The organism is Curtobacterium sp. MEB011 (assembly GCF_030209655.1).
GTDB classification, from domain to species: domain Bacteria; phylum Actinomycetota; class Actinomycetes; order Actinomycetales; family Microbacteriaceae; genus Curtobacterium; species Curtobacterium poinsettiae.
In genome coordinates this window covers 375,927-394,852 of the sequence record NZ_JARVRN010000006.1, presented here as the reverse complement: position 1 = coordinate 394,852, position 18,926 = coordinate 375,927, and the positions used below count along the sequence as shown (strand labels likewise).

The following is an 18,926-nucleotide window of genomic DNA, read 5'->3' as shown; positions in this document are numbered from 1 at the left end:
CGTGAGTCCCGCCGCCGAACAGCAGGGCGCGACCGCGACGCTGACGTTCCCGGGTGGCACGGCGGAGTTCCCGATCCTGCAGAGCGTCGACGGCGCGTCCGCGATCGACATCTCGACCTTCAAGAAGCAGACCGGGATGAACACGCTCGACTACGGGTTCGTGAACACCGGTGCGACGAAGAGCGCGATCACCTACATCGACGGCGACCAGGGGATCCTGCGCTACCGCGGGTACCCGATCGACCAGATCGCCGCGAACTGCACCTTCCTCGAGGTCGCGTGGCTCCTGATCTACGGCGAGCTGCCGACCCCCACCGAGCTCGAGCAGTTCGACGCCCGCATCCGTCGGCACACCCTGCTGCACGAGGACCTCCGTCGCCTGTTCGACGCCCTGCCGCACTCGGCGCACCCGATGTCGGTGCTGTCGAGCGCCGTGAGCGCCCTGTCCACGTACTACGAGGACGACATGGACGTCGACGACCCCGAGAAGGTCGAGCTGCAGACCGTCCGGCTCCTCGCCAAGCTCCCGGTCATCGCGGCATATGCCCACAAGAAGGCCATCGGGCAGGCGTTCCTGTACCCGGACAACTCGCTGTCGTTCGTCGACAACTTCCTGCGGCTGAACTTCGGCACCATGGCCGAGACCTACAAGCCGAACCCGGTGCTCTCCAAGGCGCTCGAGCGGCTCCTCATCCTGCACGAGGACCACGAGCAGAACGCCTCGACCTCGACGGTGCGCATGGTCGGCTCGACGAAGGCGAACATGTTCGCCTCGATCTCGGCCGGCATCAACGCCCTGTACGGCCCGCTGCACGGCGGCGCGAACGAGGCCGTGCTCGAGATGCTCCAGCAGATCAAGGACTCGGGCGAGCCCGTCACGCGGTTCGTCGAGCGGGTGAAGAACAAGGAGCAGGGTGTCAAGCTCATGGGCTTCGGGCACCGCGTCTACAAGAACTACGACCCGCGCGCCAAGCTCGTCAAGGAGTCCGCGCACGAGGTCCTCGAGTCCCTCGGCGTGCAGGACGACCTGCTCGACATCGCGATGGAGCTCGAGCAGATCGCACTCGAGGACGAGTACTTCGTCAGCCGCAAGCTCTACCCGAACGTCGACTTCTACACCGGCATCATCTACAAGGCGATGGGCTTCCCGCCGCGGATGTTCACCGTCCTGTTCGCGATCGGTCGTCTGCCGGGCTGGATCGCCCAGTGGCGCGAGCTGAACAACGACCCGCTCAACAAGATCGGTCGCCCGCAGCAGCTCTACGTGGGTGCGCCCGAGCGCGACGTCCCCGAGCGCTGACCGACTCCGAACGCCCCGCCCCACGAACCCGTGGTGCGGGGCGTTCGTGTGTCTGCGCCCGCCGCCACATCGAGCGGGCGGAACACCCGGGTCGCGCGGCGGGCGCACGCCGGCATTCCGCCCGCTCGTCGCGTTGTGTCGTGTCGGGTCGAGGCGGGGGAGGGGCCGGAGGGTCGGCGGGGTGCGCTGCTGCGGATCGAACGGGCGGAATGCCACGGTGGGGCCGACGGCGCACCGCGGCATTTCGCCCGCTCGCGGGGCGGGGGAGCGCTGGACGCGACGGCATGGAGGCCCGGTGCCGGACTCGTGGGCCGGCTCCGGGCCTCCTGTGCGTGCGTCGGTGGGTGCGCGATCGTGGGACGCGCCGCTCACCTGCGCCGGGTGGTCGCGAACTGTCGTCTGGCGGGTGCCGGAGCGACGGTTCGTGCGCCCTCGGCACCCGCCGGCGACGTGTCGTGACCGCTCGCCGGGCGGGGCGCTACGCGTGCAGCGCGGTGTTCAGCTGGATGCCCTCGCCCTTGCGCTGCAGGGCTTCGACGGCGCCGCTGACGCTGTTGCGGCGGAACAGGATGTTCGGGGTGCCGGAGAGCTCGGCGGCCTTGACGGTCTTCGGGGTGCCGTCGGGGTTCGGGGCCGCACCGACGAGGACCACCTTCGTGCCGGCCGTCACGTAGAGGCCGGCCTCGACGACGGAGTCGTCACCGAGCGAGATGCCGAGGCCCGCGTTCGCGCCGAGGAGCGCACGTTCGCCGAGGGAGACACGGTGTGTGCCGCCGCCGGACAGGGTGCCCATGATCGAGGAGCCACCGCCGACGTCGGTGCCGTGCCCGACGACGACGCCCTGCGAGACGCGGCCCTCGATCATGGCGTCACCGAGGGTGCCGGCGTTGAAGTTGACGAAGCCCTCGTGCATGACCGTCGTACCTGGTGCCAGGTGTGCGCCGAGGCGGACGCGGCTCGCGTCGGCGATCCGGACGCGGTCCGGCACGACGTAGTCGAGCAGGCGCGGGAACTTGTCGATGCCGTGCACGGCGATGCCGGCGCGCTGCAGCGCGGGGCGCAGGCGCGTCAGCGACTCGGGGTGCACGGGGCCGGCGTTCGTCCACGCGACGATCGGCAGGTGGCCGAAGACGCCGTCCAGGGAGACCTCGTTCGGGCGGACGTGCAGGTGGCTCAGCAGGTGCAGGCGGAGGTACGCGTCCGGGGTGCTCGTCGGGCTCGCGTCGATCGAGATCTCGGTGGTGACGGCCTCGATCCGGACCTCGCGGCGGGGGTCGTCGCCGACGTGCGCCTGCAGCTCGGCGGGGAACACGGCGTCGGCGGGCAGGGCGCCGAGGTGGGTCTCCGGGTACCAGGTGTCGAGCGTCGTGCCGTCGGCGGCGATCGTCGCGAGGCCGTGGCCCCAGGCGTGGGTCGGGCGGTCGGAGGCAGTCGTGTCGGTCACGGCTCCAGGGTACCGAGCGGCCGTCGGAGGGACACCGTCCGCCCGGACGGCCGGGGCGGCGGGGATCCCGTTCGGCCGGACTGCCGGGGCGGTGCGAGGGTCGGCCGGTAGGCTGCCCGCATGCCGGAGCACCTCGACCTCACCGCCTCGTCCATCGACATCACCCGTGCCATCTGCGACATCGAGTCGGTGTCCGGCAACGAGCAGGCCCTCGCCGACGCGATCGAGGCCGTGCTCGCCCCGCTGCCGCACCTCGAGGTCATCCGCGACGGCGACGCGATCGTCGCGCGGACGAACCTGGGCCGCGACCGCCGGGTGGTCATCGCGGGGCACATCGACACCGTCCCGCTCAACGACAACCTGCCGACCGAGTTCCGCACCACCGAGGACGGCACCGAGATCCTCTGGGGCCGCGGCACCGTCGACATGAAGGCCGGCTGCGCGGTGCAGCTGAAGCTCGCGTACGACCTGGCCGACCCCTCGGTCGACGTCACGTGGGTCTGGTACGACCACGAGGAGGTCAGCGACGCCCTGAACGGCCTCGGTCGTCTGGCCCGCACGCGGCCCGAGCTGCTCGCCGCCGACTTCGCGATCCTCGGTGAGCCGTCCGGGGCGCAGATCGAGGGCGGCTGCAACGGCAACCTCCGCGCCGAGATCCGCACGTTCGGCAAGCGCTCGCACAGCGCCCGGAGCTGGATCGGCGACAACGCCATCCACAAGACCGCCCCGATCCTGGCCACCTTGGCCGCGTACGAGCCCCGCACCGTCACGGTCGACGGGCTCGAGTACCGCGAGGGTCTGAACGCCGTCGGCATCAGCGGCGGCATCGCGGGCAACATCATCCCGGACGAGGCGATGGTGCACGTGAACTACCGGTTCGCCCCGTCCCGTTCGGCCGACGAGGCCGTCGCCCACATCCGCGAGCTGTTCGACGGCTACGAGGTCACGATCGTGGACCTCGCTGCCGGTGCCCGTCCCGGGCTCGACGCTCCGCTCGCGCAGGACTTCGTGGCTGCCGTCGGTGGACCGGCACCCCGCCCGAAGTACGGCTGGACCGACGTCGCACGGTTCTCGGGCCTCGGCGTCCCCGCGGTCAACTACGGCCCCGGCGAACCGGTCTTCGCCCACCACGACGACGAGCAGGTCCCGGTCGCGCAGATCACCGCGGTCGAGGCCGGGCTGCGTCGGTGGCTGACGGCCTGACGACGGCGGGGGCCACCCGGAGGACCCCTGCTCGGAACCGCTGGCGGGCCCGGTACCGGGTCGTGCCCTGGTGGGTGCGCATCACGGTCGTCTACGTGCTGGCGCGGCTCGTCACCGGCGCGATGATGCTCGTCTTCGCCGGCGTGCAGGCGGCGAACTCGTTCACCGTCCAGAGCCCCGGCTACCTGTCGTTCGCGTCCATCTGGGACGGCGCGTGGTACCGCGTGATCGCCACGGGTGGGTACCCGTCGACGCTGCCGGTCGACGCCGCGGGTCACGTGACCGAGAACGCGTGGGCGTTCATGCCCGCGTACCCGTTCCTGGTGCGCGGGTTCATGCTGCTCACCGGAGCGCCGTTCGAGTTCGTCGCGGTCTCGGTGTCGTTGCTCGCCGGCCTCGGCGCCGCGCTGGTGTTCCGCCGGCTGATGGGCCGGTTCCTCGACCCCGCGCGGGCGACGTTCGCCACGGTGCTGTTCTGCGTCGCACCGGTGTCGGCGGTGTTCCAGGTGGCCTACGCGGAGTCGATGGGCCTGTTCCTGCTGCTCGTCGCGCTGCTGCTCATGGTGGACCGACGCTGGTGGGCGATGCTCCCCGTCGTGCTGCTGCTCGGCATGACCCGGCCGACCGGGCTCGCCTTCGCGTTCCTCGTCGTGCTCTTCGTGGTCGCGTGGGCGATCCGCCCCGCCTGGGTGCGGTCGTCGGAGCCGCTGACCCTCCGCCGCCTCGTGCCGCCCGCGGTCGTCGCCACGGTGTCCGGCCTGGTCGGTCTGGCGTGGCCGGCGATCGCGTGGGCCGTCACCGGGGTGCCGAAGGCGTACACGGACACCGAGCTCGCCTGGCGCTCGTCGTACATCGGGTGGAAGGAGCTCGTGCCCTTCGCGCCGTGGGTGCAGGGGTTCGGGTGGTGGTTCGGGCAGCCGGCCGGGGCGCTGTTGCTCGTCGTCGTGCTCGTCGGCTTCGCCGCGTTCGTGAGCATGCCCGCCGCGCGCCGGATCGGGATCGAGCTGCGACTGTGGGGTGTGGCGTACCTGGTGTACCTGCTCGCGGTGTTCTTCCCGCAGTCGAGCACCTGGCGGATCCTCGTGCCGATCGCGCCGCTGCTCGGCATCGTCGCGCTGCCGCGGTCGCGGGTGTACCGCGTGGCCGTCGTCGTCGCGTTCGTCGGGCTGCAGTGGGTCTGGCTGTACTACACGTGGTGGATCGACGGCTACGACTGGACCCCGCCGTGATCGACGCGGAGCACCGGAAGGCCCGTGGATCTGCGTTCTGCGGAGCACCGGAACGCCACATCCGACACCCCCAACCTGGGCGGTTTCGCAGTTGCCCCCTCCATACGGGATAATGGGGCTGCATTTACTGCACGAAAGGGGACATCTGATGGCAGCCATGAAGCCGAGGACCGGTGACGGGCCGATGGAGGCTGTTAAGGAGGGTCGACTCATCATCGTGCGGGTTCCGCTCGAAGGTGGAGGCCGCCTGGTCGTCTCGGTCAACGATGCCGAGGCCAAGGAACTCCACGACGCACTCGCTGAGGTCGTCTCGGCCTAGTACGTCGAAGCACCAGAACGGAAGGCCCGGAGCGTGTACGCTCCGGGCTTTCCGTCTGCCCGCCGGTAGCGGGCGTCCACACGCGGTGTCGGTCGGCTCCGGCAGGATGGGGCCGTGCCGAGGACCCACCTGCCCATCCGACGCGTCGAGGAGTACCGCGACCCGGACCCGATGCCGCGCGACGAGTGGCCGGCCACGCTCCCGCCGATCCGGCAGCTGCTCGACGAGGGCCTCGACCTGGACCCGGTGACGGTGTTCGTCGGGGACAACGGTGTCGGCAAGTCGACCCTGATCGAGGCCATCGCGCTCGCGTTCGGGATGTCCCCGGAAGGCGGCTCGACCGGGGCGCACCACTCGACCCGCCCGTCCGAGTCGGACCTGTGGCAGCACATCGCCCTGCGACGTGACTTCGGTGCGCCCCGCGGTGGCTTCTTCCTGCGTGCTGAGACCATGCACGGCTTCTTCACCTACCTCGAGGAGCACCCGAACCGCAGTCGCCCCGAACCGGTCTTCCACGAGCGCAGCCACGGTGAGGCGTTCCTGGACTTCGTCATCGACCGGGCGCGCTGGCCCGGGCTCTGGATCCTCGACGAGCCGGAGTCAGCCCTGTCGTTCTCGGGCTGCCTCACCCTGATCGCCCTGCTGCGGTCGATCGTCGAGAGCGGTGTCGGACAGGTCGTGCTCTCGACGCACTCACCCGTGCTGGCCGCGTTCCCGGGCGCGACGATCCACGAGGTCGGCGAATGGGGCCTGCGGCGCGCCGAGTGGAGTGAGCTCGACCTGGTGCGGAACCAGCGGGCGTTCCTCGAGTCCCCGGAGCGGTACCTGCGGCACCTCGACTGACCCGCGTGAGCGCCGGCGGGCCGAGGACTAGTTGGTGACCTTCGTCAGCTGCAGCAGCCCGTCACCGGCCGGCGACAGCGCGCTGCGCACCGCACCCGACGTCGACACCTCGGTCAGCAGCAGCCGGAAGTCCGTGGTGGCACGGTCGCGCTTGACCGGGTCGGCCACGCGTCCGCGCCACAGGGCGTGCGGTACCAGGACGGTGCCGCCCAGGCGTGCGAGGCGCAGCCCGTGCTCGACGTACTCGATGACGTGCTCCGGGTCGGCGTCGACGAGGACGACGTCGTACGAGGCCTCGTTCATGCGGGGGAGCACCTGGTTGGCCCGACCGGGGATGAGCCGGATCCGTGCGGGGGCGGTGCCGGCGCTGATGTAGGCGTCACGGGCGAACTGCTGGTGGTCGACCTCGACGTCGATCGTGGTCAGGGTCGCGTTCGGGGCACCGGCGAGCAGGTACAGGCCGGAGACGCCGAGACCGGTGCCGATCTCGATGATGCTCGTGGCTCGCGAGGCTGCGGCGATGACCCCGATCTGTGCACCGATCGCGGGCGAGATCGCTTCGACCCCGAGTTCCAGGGAGTGCTCACGAGCACGGGCGATCGCCTCGGTCTCCGAGACGATGTCCTCGGCGAACTTCCAGTTCGACTCTTTCTCTGACACGCACACTCCGTTCGGGAGACAACTCTAGAGGTGCAACGCAGCAGCACGCGTTAGGCTCGCTCGCGTGGACATCCCGCTCGACAAGATCCTGATCATCGGGGTCATCGGCGTCCTCTTGCTCGGGCCGCAGCGCCTGCCGATGTACGCCCAGAAGCTGGCCGAGTTCGTCAAGGCCGTCCGCCGGTTCGCCGACACCGCCAAGGAGCGGATGCGCGATGAGATGGGCCCCGAGTTCGACGACATCGAGTGGCAGAAGCTCGACCCGCGCCAGTACGACCCGAGACGCATCATCCGTGACGCCCTGCTCGACTCCGGTTCCAGTGCCGCAGCCGTGCAGACCGCACAGGTCTCCGCGTCCAAGGTGCGTGCGACGGCTCCCGTCGTGCCCCTGGCCGCCGGTGAGGCCGCGCCCTTCGACGCCGAGGCGACCTGACGCTCGTCGCGTCACCACCTGACGCTCGTCGCGTCACCACCTGACGGACTGGAGGCCCGTGGCGGATCCGCCACGGGCCTCCGGTCCGCCATGGGGTCGCGTCGTCAGTCGCGGGCGGCGACGATCGTGTAGGTCGTGGGGATGCGGTCGCGGTCGTGCTCCGGCCAGGCCCACGAACCGGTGCCGGTCTCGACCATGCGCGCGCTGAAGCGCCACGGCAGCGTGCGGCCCTCGTCGAGCCGGCGGAGCCGCAGCCCGGCGCCGAGCAGGGCGTTCACGATCTCGGACAGCGGGTGCGGCCACTCGAAGGTGCGGGTGTTCGCCACCGTGCCGTCGCCGGCGTAGGTGCCCGCGTCGTCCCACTGCTGGGCCGTGCCGTCGGGGAAGTACCGGTACCGGGTGACGAGCTCGTCCGCGTCCTCGTCGAGGGCGTACAGGGCCGGGTGGCCGTCGCGGATGAAGAACACCCCGCCGGGGCGCAGCAGTCCGGCGACCTGGGCGGCCCAGCGGTCGAGGTCGGGGAGCCAGCAGATCGTGCCGATGCTCGTGTACACGACGTCGAAGTCCCCGGAGACGGCGGCCCGGGCGTCGAGGACGTCGGACTCGACCCAGGTGACGTCGATGCCGAGTCGCGATGCGAGCCCACTGGCCGAGGTGAGTGCTGCGGGCGAGAAGTCGACGCCGGTCAGCCGGGCACCCTCGCGGGCGAGCGACACCGTGTCGGTGCCGATGTGGCACTGCAGGTGGCAGACGTCGAGGCCGTCGAGCGAGCCGTTCGGCAGCCACGGCGTCAGCGCCGGCAGGTCCTCACGCACGACGTCTGAGCGGTGGTCGGGGTCGACGAGGGCGTCGATCTCGTAGGCACCCTCGTGGATCGGCACCCGGTCGTCCCAGTTCGCCTGGTTCGTGGCGCGTGCGTGCTTCCAGTCGACGTCGACGTGATCCGTGCTCATGCCCACGAGCCTAGGACAGTGAGAGCCCGAGCTTCCGGCCGGCGAGCCCGCGCCCCATCGTGGTGATCCGGTCGGCGATCGCGGTCAGGGCCACCGCGGCCGGGTCCTCCGGGCTGCCGAGCACCACCGGTACCCCTGCGTCGCCGCCCTCGCGCAGCGGCACCGACAGCGGCACGCTGCCGAGCACCGGGACGGGGGCGTCCTGCCCGCGGGAGAGCCGCGATGCGGTCTCCGCACCACCGCCCTCGCCGAACAGGTGCAGGATCGACCCGTCCGGCTGCACGAGCCCGGACATGTTCTCGACCACGCCGATGACCCGCTGCCCGGTCTGCCGGGCGACGATCCCGCTGCGCTCGGCGACGTCGGCGGCGGCGGCCTGCGGGGTCGTGACGACCAGCACCTCGGCGTGCGGCAGGAGCTGCCCCACCGAGATCGCGACGTCGCCGGTCCCTGGGGGCAGGTCGAGCAGCAGGACGTCGAGGTCGCCGAAGAACACGTCGGTCAGGAACTGGTTCACGGTGCGGTGCAGCATCGGTCCGCGCCACGACACCGCGGTCGAGACGTCGTCGACGAACATGCCGATCGACACGACCTTCACGTCGTGGGCCACCGGCGGCAGGATCATGCTGTCCACACGCGTCGGACGCGGCGCGACCCCGTGCTCGTCGGTCAGGCCCATCAGCCCGGGCACGCTGAAGCCGTGCACGTCGACGTCGACGACCCCGACCCGCAGGCCCCGGCGGGCGAGCGCGACGGCGAGGTTCACGGTGACGGTGGACTTGCCGACGCCGCCCTTGCCACTCGTGACGGCGATGACGCGGGTGAGGGAGTCCGCCGTGAACTGCACGCCCTTCGGCCGGCCGGCGCGGAGCCGCTCGGTCAGCGCGGCGCGTGTCGCCGGGTCCATCACGGACACGTCGACGTCGACGGCGGCGACCCCCGGGACGGACGCGGCGGCGACGCGGACGTCGCGCTCGATGGTGTCGGCGGCGGGGCACCCCACGATCGTGAGCTGCAGGTCGACGCGCACCGAGCCTCCAGGCTGCACGTCGACACCACGGATCATGTCGAGCTCCGTGACTGGGCGACGGATCTCGGGGTCGATGACGCGGCCGAGCGCAGCGAGGACCGCCGTGCCGAGCTGATCGTCGGTGGGGACGGGTTCAGCCACGGGTGGAGCTGTCGTGTTCGTCCGCGTAGCCGGCCTCGTCGGCGTCGCGGCGGTCGAGTTCCTCGAGCAGGGAGCGGAGCTCGGCACGGATGAAGTCCTTGGACGCCATGTCCCGCATCGCCAGGCGCAGGGCCACGACCTCGCGGGCCAGGTACTCCGTGTCGGCCAGGTTGCGTTCGGCACGCTGGCGGTCCTGTTCGAACTGCACGCGGTCGCGGTCGTCCTGCCGGTTCTGCGCGAGCAGGATCAGCGGGGCCGCGTACGAGGCCTGCAGCGAGAGCACGAGGGTCAGCGCCGTGAAGCCGATCGCCGCCGAGTCGAACTGCCACGGCTTCGGCGCCAGGGTGTTGTAGCCCATCCAGACCACGCAGAACAGCGTGAGGCCGATGAGGAACCACGGCGTACCCATGCCCCGGGCGATGCCCTCGGTCGCGCGACCGAAGGTGTCCCCGCGACCACGGCGCCGGCTGGGGAGCACGCGCGTACGCATGCCCTTGGGGGAGTCGAGCCGGACCTCTTGCCGGTCACGGTCGCGACGGGTGTCATCCGTTCGGGCCACGGGTGGTCCTCCTTCCCGTCGTCACGGGTGTCCTGCGCGGGCGTTGGCGTGGAAGCGGTGAGGGTTCCCCCTCGCCCTGACTTCGCCAGTCGTCCGGCAGGACGTGGTCGAGGACATCGTCGATCGTCACCACCCCGACGAGACGGTGGGCGTCGTCGACCACGGGCACGGAGAGCAGGTTGTAGGTCGCCATGATGCGGGTGACCTCGGCGGCGCTCGCGTCGACCCGGACCGGTTCGGTCTGCTGGTCGATGAGCGTGCCGAGCCGCTCGTTCGGCGGGTAGCGGAGCATCCGCTGGAAGTGCACGAGCCCGAGGAACCGACCGGTCGGCGGCTCGTACGGCGGCAGGGTGACGCAGACGGCGGCGCCGAGCACCGGCGCGAGCTCGTGGCGGCGGACCAGGGCCAGGCCCTCGGCCACGGTGGCGTCGGCCGAGACGATCACCGGTTCGGTGGTCATCAGACCACCGGCGGTGTCCGGCTCGTACTCCAGGAGCATGCGGACGTCCTGCGCCTCTTCCGGCTCCATGAGCTGCAGGAGGGCTTCGCTCCGCTCATCGGAGAACTGGGCCAGGACGTCGGCCGCGTCGTCGGGCTGCATCTGGTCGAGGACGTCGGCGGCACGGGCGTCCGTCAGCCGGGTGAGGATCTCGATGCGTTCCTGGTCCGGCATCTCCTCGAGCACGTCGGCGAGGCGGTCGTCCGGCAGTTCCTCGGAGACCTCGAACCGACGCTCGGCGGGCAGGTCGAGGAGCGTCGACGCCAGGTCGGCGGGCAGCAGGTCGGAGTACGCGGCGATGACGTGCTCGGCGGACTGGGCCTCGCCGGGGAGCTCGTCCTCGGTGACCTCGTTCCACGTCGCGAAGGTCGTCGGGCCCTTGCCGAACGGCGACGGCGTGGTCTTCGGCTTGCGGAGGAAGAGCTGCGCGACCTCCCAGTCGCCCTGCCCGCGGTCCTCGATCGCGACGTCCTCGATGGTGGCGCGGATGCGCTGGTTCTTGATGAGCACCTTGCGGCCGAGCATCTCGGCGATGACGCGGACCTCGCCGCCGCGCTGCTCGAAGCGGCGCATGTTCACCAGGCCGGTCGTGATGACCTGCCCGGCACCGATCGAGGTGATCCGGCCGATGCTCACGAAGATGCGGCGTTTGCCGGGCACCTCGACGATGAGCCCGACGACGTGCGGGGGATCGGCCCGGCGGTAGACGACCAGGACGTCCCGGACCCGTCCGACGCGGTCGCCCGCGGGGTCGAAGACGGAGCACCCGGCGAGGCGGGCGACGAAGACCTTCGTGGCGCTCACCCGACCCAGCGTAGTCGTTCGGGTGCGCGCGTTCGCCCGCGCCGGTCGGCGGCTTCCCTGAGAGTGCACGTGCGATTGCAAGGTGTGCGGTGAATGATGGCTGGGTGAGCAATCAGAGCCCCTTCGCCGGCAGGACCGCCCAGGCGTTCCCGACGCTGCCCAAGGGCGACGTCCTGGGAACGTACGACAGCTACCCCGACGCGCAGCGTGTGGTGGCGAAGCTGGCCGAGGCCGACTTCCCCGTCAACCAGCTCTCCATCGTCGGCAACGACCTGAAGACGGTCGAACGGGTCACCGGCAAGATGACCTACGGCCGCGCCGCCATCGCCGGTGCGCTGTCCGGTCTGTGGCTCGGCATCTTCTTCGGCATCGTGCTCACGCTCTTCTCGCCGAGCGCCGGCGGCCTGATCCTCGCCGCGGCGATCATCGGTGCCGCGTTCGGCATGCTCTACGGCATCGCCTCGTTCGCCATCACCAAGCGGCAGCGTGACTTCACCAGCGTCCACCAGGTGCTCGCCACGAACTACCAGATCGTCGTCAACCCGCAGCTGACCGGGCAGGCGCAGCGGATCCTCGGTGAGCACGGGGCGACCCCGTCCACGCACTGGAACGACGCTCCCCAGCAGCAGCAGCAGCAGCAGCAGCAGCAGTGGCGCCCGGGCCCCGGCGGGGTCCCGCCGCAGCAGCAGTCGCCGTACGGCGGGCACGCCACCCCGCACCAGCAGCCAGGAGGCCCGCAGCACCCCGGCACGTCGGCCCCCGGCGCGCAGACGGCTGCGCCTTCGGGCCCGCCGCGCTACGGCACGAACGACGGGCCCCGGTACGGGGAGACCCCGGAGACCGCTGCCGCCCCCGCGGCCCCGCCGGTTCCGGAGCGTCGGCCCGAGGAGCCGCCGCGCTACGGCGAGCGGGTGGCCGGTGCGACGCCGCCGGAGCCCTCGTCCTCGCCGGACGCCCAGCGTGACGGCGATGGCGACGGGAACAGCGACCGCCGCTAGCCGGGCTCCGGCTGGCGCGACCGGCGTCGTCCTCGGGTCGCGCGAGGTCGGGTCGCGCGAGTTCGGGTCGTGCGAGATCGCTCGACACGCCGTTCACGTCCGCCGAGGTCGCACGAACTGTCGCCGCCGAGCTGCACGGGCGGCACTTCGTGCGACCTCGCTGCCTGAGTCCGGACGGTCGGGCGGTCCGGGCGGTCGCAACACCCCGCACGCGAGGCCTCGAGCGGTCGGAGATCGTCGTTCGGCGCCGGCCCAGACGACGGTTCGCGACCGCTCGGCCTCGGGCCGACGGCACGTCGTGACCGAGAGCCGAGCGGGCTCGGGCGCGCGCGAGCCGGGCTTTCGCGCGGCGCGGTCCGGGCAGGCCCGGTCGGCGTCGCCGCGCTAGAGGACCTTCGAGTAGCAGATCGACAGGGGCGCACCGACGTAGGGCCCGAAGTTCGCGATCCGCCGGAAGCCCTCGCGCTGGTAGAACCCGACGGCGCGCTGCTGCTCCGTGCCCGTCTCGAGCACGAGCGCCGGGGAGCCCAGGTCGAGCGCGGCCTCTTCCAACCGACGCAACAGTTCGGCGGCGACACCCGACCCGCGTGACTCCGGCCGGACGTACATCCGCTTGATCTCGGCGATGCCGTCGTCGACCACGCGCAGGCCCCCACACGCCAGGGGGGTGCCCGACTCGTCCCGCGCGACGAAGAACACAGAGACCGAGTCGGCGGTCGGCTTCTCGCCCGGTTCGGTGTCGCCGCCGTGCGCCCGGTCGATCTCCAGTCGCTGTGCGGCGCGGAGCCGTTGGGCGTCAGGTGAGTCGAAGTGCTCGACCTCGATCGAGAAGGTGTTCGGGGAGACCTCGGGCGTCGTCACCCGCTCACGCTAGCGGCCGGAACGGGCGATCCACCCCTCCACTTCCGAGGGGGTCCGGGGGATACCGACGGACAGGTTCTCGGCGCCGTCCTCGGTGACCAGGATGTCGTCCTCGATGCGGACGCCGATGCCGCGGAACTCCTCGGGCACGGTCAGGTCGTCCTGCTGGAAGTACAGCCCGGGCTCGATCGTGAAGACCATGCCGGCCTGCACGGTGCCGTCGAGGTACATCTCGCGGCGGGCCTTCGCGCAGTCGTGCACGTCGAGGCCGAGGTGGTGGCTCGTGCCGTGCACCATGTAGCGGCGGTGGAACTGGTTGTCCGGCTCGAGCGACTCGGCGGCCGAGACCGGCAGGAAGCCCCACTCGGCGGTCTTCCGCGCGATGACCTGCATCGCGGTGGCGTGCACCTGGCGGAACGTGATGCCCGGCTTGACGATCGCGAAGGCGGCGTCGGCGGCTTCGAGCACGGCTTCGTAGACCATGCGCTGCACGGGCGAGAACGTGCCGCTCACCGGCAGCGTGCGGGTGATGTCGGCGGTGTAGAACGAGTCGACCTCGACCCCCGCGTCGATGAGGATGAGGTCGCCGGGCTGCACGGCGCCGTCGTTGCGGGTCCAGTGCAGGATGCAGGCGTGGTGGCCCGAAGCGGCGATGGTGTCGTAGCCCACGGTGTTGCCGTCGGCGCGGGCCCGCCGGTTGAACGTCCCCTCGACGATGCGCTCCCCGCGCGGATGGGCGAGCACGGCGTCGAAGTCGGCGATGACGTCGTCGAACCCGTGCTTCGTGGCGTCGACGGCCTTGCGGAGCTCACGGACTTCGTACGCGTCCTTGACCAGTCGGAGCTCGGACAGGTCGCGGGCGAGCAGGTCGTCGGTCGCCGGGGAGTCGTCGGTCTCGTCGACGCCACCGATCGCCGCACCGATGCGGGTGTCGAGCGACCGGGTCAGGTCGTCGTCTGCTTCGCGCACCAGCAGCGCCGAGGCGTCGAGCGCGTCGGCGACGGCGGTGAACGCACCGAGTTCGGCCGTGGCCAGCCCCAGGTCGGCGGCGACGGCGTCGAGCGAGGGGCGCGGACCGACCCAGAACTCGCCGATCTCGGGATTGGCGTAGAACTCTTCCGAGTCGCGGCCCGCGGTGGCGCGGAAGTACAGCGTGGCGTCGTGCCCGGAGCCGTTCGGCGTCATCACGAGCACGGAGCCGACGACGGTGTCGGTGCCCCAGCCGGTCAGGTGCGCGAAGGTGGAGTGCGGGCGGAACGGGTAGTCGCAGTCGTTCGAGCGGACCTTGGCCTGTCCGGCGGGCACCACGATCGTGCGGCCCGGGTGCAGCTCGGAGATGCGGGCGCGACGTTCGGCGGCGAACGCGGCCTGCTCGCGGGGTTCGGGCTGCGCTTCGTCGCGCTCGGCCCACTGCGACCCGATGAAGTCCTTGAAGGTCGAGGACCCGGGGGTCGTGGATCGGTTGCTCGTCGCGCGGGGAGTCGTGTCGGCCATGCGTCCATCATCGCACCGCCGGACGACACCCGGCCTGTGCGGCCGCTCACCTGTGGATAGCATTGGCCACGTGCCAGACCCGTTCATCGACCTGCACGCGCACTCCAGTGTCTCCGACGGCACCGAGCGTCCCGCGGAGCTCGTGCGAGCAGCCGCGGCCGCCGGACTCGACGCCGTCGCGCTGACCGACCACGACACGACGGCCGGGTGGGCGGACGCCACGGCCGCGGCACTCGAGCTGCCCCTGACCCTGCTGCCGGGGCTCGAGCTGAGCACGCGGATCGGGTACCGGAGCGTGCACGTGCTCGGCTACCTGGTCGACCCCGAGCACCCCGGTCTGGTCGAGGAGACGACCCGCATCCGCGACGGTCGGCTCTCGCGCGCGCACCGCATGGTCGACCGCATCGCTGAGGACCACCCGATCACCTGGGCCGACGTCCTGGCCCAGTCCAGCCCCGGCGCCACGATCGGCCGCCCGCACATCGCGGACGCCCTGGTCGCCCGTGGGCTCGAGTCCGACCGGTCGGCGGCGTTCCGCGGCATCCTGCACCCGGCTTCCGGCTACTACGAACCCCACGAGGCACCGTCGCCCCTGCGCGGCGTCGAGCTCATCCGGCAGGCAGGCGGCGTGCCCGTCATCGCGCACCCGGCGGCGTCGTCGCGCGGGATCGTCATCGACGAACCGATGCTCCGCTCCCTGGTCGACGCCGGGCTCGGCGGTCTCGAGGTCGACCACCGCGAGAACTTGGCGCACGGCAAGCGCACCCTGCTCGACTGGGCGACCCGCTACGACCTGTTCGTCACCGGTTCGAGCGACTACCACGGCACCGGCAAGCCGAACCGGCTGGGGGAACACCGGACCGCGCGCGTGTCCTTCGACGCCATCGTCGCCCAGGCCACGGGCAGCGCCCCCGTGGTCGGCCCCGGCTCGCGCCTGTCCTGACCCGAGGCTCGTCTCACCGAAGCGACACATCTCGCTCGCGGCGGCCTGACCCCTCCGCGAAAGCGACAGATTCCCGCCGACGGTTCGCGGCGATCTGTCGCTTTCGCGGGGGTAGTCGGCAGGTGGGGACGACGAAGGGCCCGTCGCGTCAGCGACGGGCCCTTCGGTCTGGAGGCGCTACTCGCCGTCCGACGTTCCCTGCGGTGCCGAGGCGGTCGCCGAGGCATCGCCGGTGCCGGCGCCGCGACGGCGGCGACGGCGGCGACGCTTCGCGGCGCCGTCGGTGGAACCACCCTCGGCGGCGGAGCCGTCCTCGGTACCGGCCACGGCCGTGGGGGCGACCGACTCGGTTGCCGGAGCCTGCGGGGCGGACTGCTCCGAGCCTCCTGACCGGGTGCGGCTGCGCGACCGCGAACGCGACGCGTCAAGTGAACCCGTCGCCGGGCGGTCGCTGCTGCGCTTCTCGGCGGGGGCACCGGCAGAAGCCGCGTGCGACGACGAGCCGGGCAGACGGCCCTTGGTGCCCTTGGGGATGTCGAGTTCCTCGAACAGGTGGGGCGACGACGAGTAGGTCTCGACGGGCTCGGGGATGCCGAACTCGAGGGCCTTGTCGATCAGCGTCCACTTGTGCAGGTCGTCCCAGTCGACGAACGTGACCGCGATGCCGGTCTTGCCGGCGCGGCCGGTGCGGCCGGCGCGGTGCAGGTAGGTGTCCGGGTCGTCCGGGATCGTGTGGTTGATCACGTGCGTGACGTCGTCGACGTCGATGCCGCGGGCGGCGACGTCGGTGGCGATGAGCACGTCGCGCTTGCCGGCCTTGAACGCCGCCATGGCGCGCTCGCGCTGCTCCTGGTTGAGGTCACCGTGCACCGCTGCCGCGTTGAACCCGCGGTCCTTGAGTTCCTCGACCAGCTTCGCCGCGGCACGCTTCGTGCGCGTGAAGATCACGGTCTTGCCGCGACCCTCGGCCTGCAGGATGCGGGCGATGACCTCGTCCTTGTCCAGCGAGTGCGCGCGGTAGATGAGGTGCTTGATGTTGGCCTGCATGAGGCCCTCGTCCGGGTCGGTCGCCCGGATGTGCACCGGACGGCTCATGAACCGTCGTGCGAGCGCGACGATCGGCGCGGGCATCGTCGCCGAGAACAGCATCGTGTGCCGCACCTCGGGGACCGCCTGGAAGATCCGCTCGATGTCCGACAGGAACCCGAGGTCGAGCATGCGGTCGGCCTCGTCGAGCACGACCTCTTGCACGTGGGAGAGGTCGAGCAGACGCTGCCGCTGCAGGTCGATGAGTCGCCCGGGCGTGCCGACGACGATCTGGGCGCCGGCCTTGAGCTGTTCGACCTGGCCTTCGTAGGCCTTGCCGCCGTAGATCGAGACGACCGTGGTCGGGCGGTTGGACGCCGCGAGCTCGAGGTCCTCGGTGACCTGGACCGCGAGTTCACGGGTCGGGACGACGACGAGCGCCTTCACACCGTGGGCCGGGTCGGCACCGAGTCGCTGGATCAGCGGCAGGCCGAACCCGAGGGTCTTGCCGGTACCCGTCTTGGCCTGGCCGATGATGTCCTGGCCGGTCAGGCCGAGCGGGATGGTCTGTTCCTGGATCGGGAAGGGCTCGATGATGCCCTTGCCGGCCAGTGCATCGACGATGTCCTGGTCGATGTTGAGGTCTGAGAAAGTCAAAGAATCACCTTAGTTCTGGTGGAAGTCCGGGCCAGTCTACCGACGGGCGCGTGGTCCGGGGCACTCCGGGGTGCCGCTGGACGTCGGGGCGGGCGCCCGGCGGGTGCCGCTGGGCGTCGGGCGGGTGACCGGCTGGCGCCGCTGGGCGTCGGGCGGGTGACCGGCGGGTGCCCTCTATGCTGGTCGGGTGGTGTCGTGGTGGAACCGGAAGCGCGCGGCGCAGCTCGCTGCCGCATGGCTCGCGTCGCGGAACCCGCGCGGAGCAGCGCAGGTCAAGCGGCTCGCGCTCGACGACGTCACCCCGGAGCTCGACGTCTACCTGGGGCAGGCTGCCTACCTGCAGCTCTCCGTCTACGAGACGATGGGACGAGCCGGTGCTTCGGCACCGACGCTCTCCGGCCGTCTGGTCACCGGGGTGCTCGCGACCACGGCGCTCGAGCGGCACCGCACGATTGTGGCCGAGATCGAGCGCACCGGCGGGGACCCGGCGGCGCTGATGGCACCGCACCGCGAGGCGATCGACCTGTTCCTCGAACGGACGAGCGGTGCCGACTGGTACGAGTCGATGCTCACCGGCTACGTGACGGCCGGCATCCTGAACGACCTGTTCGGCAACCTGCTCCGCTCGCTGCCGATCGACGTGCGGCAGCGGCTGCGTTCGGTGTTCGACGCGCGCGAGGAAGCGGCGGTCGTCGAGGAGCTGACTGCCCACATCGAGGACGACCCGCAGATCGGATCGCGCCTGGCGATGTGGGGACGGCGTCTGGTGGGCGACACCCTGCTCGTCGCCCGGTCCGCCCTGGCGTCGCACGCCCGTGAGGACCAGGAGCGACTGGAGCCGGTCTGGACCGAGCTCATCGCCGCGCACACCCGACGGATGGACGCGCTCGGCCTGACGGCTTGAGCGGCAGGCCCGCTCGAGCTTCACGCTCGATCGAGCGTCACGCTTGCTCGATCGTTGGCTTGCTCGGGTGTCGGGCTTGCCCGAGTGTCAGGCGCCGCGCGTCTTGAGCTGCTCGTAGTACGCGGCGTCGCCCTTGTCGCGCCGGGTTCCGAGGAGCCACTCGACCACGACTGCGACCACGCCGGCCCCCACGAGGGCCACGACCCAGATCCAGGTGCCGTCGTACCGCCACCCGGCCCAGGTCAGCGCTTCCCACAGGACGGCTGCGGCGATGCCGCCGGCAGCGGGGCCGACGAGCACGCCGCGGTTCGACCGCCACGGCAGGATCACATGCGCGACCGCGCCGATGATGATGCCGCCGAGGACGGCGAAGAGCAGTTCCACGTCGTCAGGCGACGAAGCCGATGCGCCGTGCCTCTTCCGCGCCGACCTCGACGTACGCCAGGGCCGAGACGGGGACGATGAAGCGACGGCCCTTGTCGTCCTGCAGCGACAGGTGCGTCGACTTCGCGGTGAGCGCCTCGGACACGGCCTTCTCGACCTCGTCCGCGGTCTGGGCGGTCTCGAACGCGATCTCGCGCGGGCTGTTGATGATGCCGATCTTGATGTCCACGAGCACAGCGTAT

At 71.2% G+C, this 18,926-nt stretch carries 20 protein-coding genes; 9 read left to right on the top strand and 11 right to left on the bottom strand.

Going from position 1 to position 18,926, the window contains the following annotated elements; genetic code table 11:
• The first annotated feature begins 1 nt into the window (after position 1).
• A complete protein-coding gene (locus QRN30_RS09065; protein WP_017887058.1) occupies positions 2-1,300 on the top strand; it encodes a citrate synthase in 1,299 nt (432 codons plus the stop codon).
• A 478-nt stretch (positions 1,301-1,778) separates the two neighbouring features.
• Here QRN30_RS09065 and dapD read toward each other — a convergent pair whose 3' ends face one another.
• A complete protein-coding gene (dapD, locus tag QRN30_RS09060) occupies positions 1,779-2,744 on the bottom strand; it encodes a 2,3,4,5-tetrahydropyridine-2,6-dicarboxylate N-succinyltransferase (RefSeq protein WP_214563322.1) in 966 nt (321 codons plus the stop codon).
• A 120-nt stretch (positions 2,745-2,864) separates the two neighbouring features.
• On the opposite strand from dapD, the gene dapE reads away from it, so the two are divergent.
• The 4 genes from dapE (at position 2,865) to QRN30_RS09040 (ending at position 6,338) form a co-directional block, all read left to right on the top strand.
• A complete protein-coding gene (gene dapE, locus QRN30_RS09055) occupies positions 2,865-3,947 on the top strand; it encodes a succinyl-diaminopimelate desuccinylase (RefSeq protein ID WP_042539349.1) in 1,083 nt (360 codons plus the stop codon).
• Positions 3,932-5,176: a hypothetical protein gene (locus QRN30_RS09050; protein ID WP_259575768.1), complete on the top strand. Its 1,245-nt coding sequence runs from the start codon at positions 3,932-3,934 to the stop codon at positions 5,174-5,176. Before dapE ends, QRN30_RS09050 begins: the two co-directional genes overlap by 16 nt.
• Before the next feature lie 148 nt (positions 5,177-5,324).
• Complete coding sequence (locus QRN30_RS09045) at positions 5,325-5,495, top strand: DUF3117 domain-containing protein (RefSeq protein ID WP_017887054.1); 171 nt, start codon at positions 5,325-5,327, stop codon at positions 5,493-5,495.
• Positions 5,496-5,609: 114 nt separating this feature from the next.
• On the top strand, positions 5,610-6,338 hold the full coding sequence (locus QRN30_RS09040) for an AAA family ATPase (RefSeq protein ID WP_140448444.1): 729 nt from the start codon (positions 5,610-5,612) through the stop codon (positions 6,336-6,338).
• A 27-nt stretch (positions 6,339-6,365) separates the two neighbouring features.
• On the opposite strand, the gene QRN30_RS09035 is transcribed toward QRN30_RS09040, so the two are convergent.
• Entirely contained in the window at positions 6,366-6,998 is a 633-nt protein-coding gene (locus tag QRN30_RS09035) for an O-methyltransferase (RefSeq protein WP_017887052.1), read from the bottom strand.
• 64 nt (positions 6,999-7,062) lie between these two features.
• Between QRN30_RS09035 and QRN30_RS09030 the strand changes: the two genes are divergently transcribed.
• Entirely contained in the window at positions 7,063-7,431 is a 369-nt protein-coding gene (locus tag QRN30_RS09030) for a twin-arginine translocase TatA/TatE family subunit (protein WP_017887051.1), read from the top strand.
• A gap of 104 nt (positions 7,432-7,535) precedes the next feature.
• Here QRN30_RS09030 and QRN30_RS09025 read toward each other — a convergent pair whose 3' ends face one another.
• From QRN30_RS09025 to QRN30_RS09010, 4 genes are read right to left on the bottom strand one after another with little or no spacing between them, the layout of a single operon-like run.
• Positions 7,536-8,384 carry a class I SAM-dependent methyltransferase gene (locus tag QRN30_RS09025; RefSeq protein WP_140448445.1) on the bottom strand — a complete coding sequence of 283 codons (849 nt, stop codon included), beginning with the start codon at positions 8,382-8,384 and terminating at the stop codon, positions 7,536-7,538.
• A gap of 10 nt (positions 8,385-8,394) precedes the next feature.
• Positions 8,395-9,555: a P-loop NTPase gene (locus QRN30_RS09020; protein ID WP_140448446.1), complete on the bottom strand. Its 1,161-nt coding sequence runs from the start codon at positions 9,553-9,555 to the stop codon at positions 8,395-8,397.
• Positions 9,548-10,045: a DUF1003 domain-containing protein gene (locus tag QRN30_RS09015; RefSeq protein ID WP_042539423.1), complete on the bottom strand. Its 498-nt coding sequence runs from the start codon at positions 10,043-10,045 to the stop codon at positions 9,548-9,550. The genes QRN30_RS09020 and QRN30_RS09015 overlap by 8 nt, the downstream gene beginning before the upstream one ends.
• 52 nt (positions 10,046-10,097) lie before the next feature.
• On the bottom strand, positions 10,098-11,417 hold the full coding sequence (locus QRN30_RS09010) for a magnesium transporter MgtE N-terminal domain-containing protein (RefSeq protein WP_017887047.1): 1,320 nt from the start codon (positions 11,415-11,417) through the stop codon (positions 10,098-10,100).
• A gap of 104 nt (positions 11,418-11,521) precedes the next feature.
• On the opposite strand from QRN30_RS09010, the gene QRN30_RS09005 reads away from it, so the two are divergent.
• The gene (locus QRN30_RS09005) at positions 11,522-12,415 is read left to right on the top strand and encodes a YflT domain-containing protein (RefSeq protein WP_284760925.1); all 894 of its coding nucleotides are present in this window, start codon (positions 11,522-11,524) and stop codon (positions 12,413-12,415) included.
• Between the two features lie 384 nt (positions 12,416-12,799).
• Here QRN30_RS09005 and QRN30_RS09000 read toward each other — a convergent pair whose 3' ends face one another.
• Together QRN30_RS09000 and QRN30_RS08995 are read right to left on the bottom strand one after the other, a co-directional pair.
• Positions 12,800-13,276 carry a GNAT family N-acetyltransferase gene (locus QRN30_RS09000; protein ID WP_284760924.1) on the bottom strand — a complete coding sequence of 159 codons (477 nt, stop codon included), beginning with the start codon at positions 13,274-13,276 and terminating at the stop codon, positions 12,800-12,802.
• A gap of 9 nt (positions 13,277-13,285) precedes the next feature.
• Positions 13,286-14,770: an aminopeptidase P family protein gene (locus QRN30_RS08995; RefSeq protein ID WP_214584873.1), complete on the bottom strand. Its 1,485-nt coding sequence runs from the start codon at positions 14,768-14,770 to the stop codon at positions 13,286-13,288.
• A gap of 70 nt (positions 14,771-14,840) precedes the next feature.
• Here QRN30_RS08995 and QRN30_RS08990 point away from each other — a divergent pair, with 70 nt between their 5' ends.
• On the top strand, positions 14,841-15,713 hold the full coding sequence (locus QRN30_RS08990; RefSeq protein WP_159557595.1) for a PHP domain-containing protein: 873 nt from the start codon (positions 14,841-14,843) through the stop codon (positions 15,711-15,713).
• Positions 15,714-15,890: 177 nt separating this feature from the next.
• Here the strand turns inward: QRN30_RS08990 and QRN30_RS08985 are convergent, their stop codons facing one another.
• The gene (locus QRN30_RS08985; protein WP_284760923.1) at positions 15,891-17,396 is read right to left on the bottom strand and encodes a DEAD/DEAH box helicase; all 1,506 of its coding nucleotides are present in this window, start codon (positions 17,394-17,396) and stop codon (positions 15,891-15,893) included.
• A gap of 190 nt (positions 17,397-17,586) precedes the next feature.
• Between QRN30_RS08985 and QRN30_RS08980 the strand changes: the two genes are divergently transcribed.
• A complete protein-coding gene (locus QRN30_RS08980) occupies positions 17,587-18,300 on the top strand; it encodes a ferritin-like fold-containing protein (protein WP_231564082.1) in 714 nt (237 codons plus the stop codon).
• A gap of 87 nt (positions 18,301-18,387) precedes the next feature.
• Here the strand turns inward: QRN30_RS08980 and QRN30_RS08975 are convergent, their stop codons facing one another.
• Positions 18,388-18,684 carry a hypothetical protein gene (locus tag QRN30_RS08975; protein ID WP_140448450.1) on the bottom strand — a complete coding sequence of 99 codons (297 nt, stop codon included), beginning with the start codon at positions 18,682-18,684 and terminating at the stop codon, positions 18,388-18,390.
• Between the two features lie 4 nt (positions 18,685-18,688).
• The gene (locus QRN30_RS08970) at positions 18,689-18,913 is read right to left on the bottom strand and encodes a DUF3107 domain-containing protein (RefSeq protein WP_031259670.1); all 225 of its coding nucleotides are present in this window, start codon (positions 18,911-18,913) and stop codon (positions 18,689-18,691) included.
• Between the last annotated feature and the right edge of the window lie 13 nt (positions 18,914-18,926).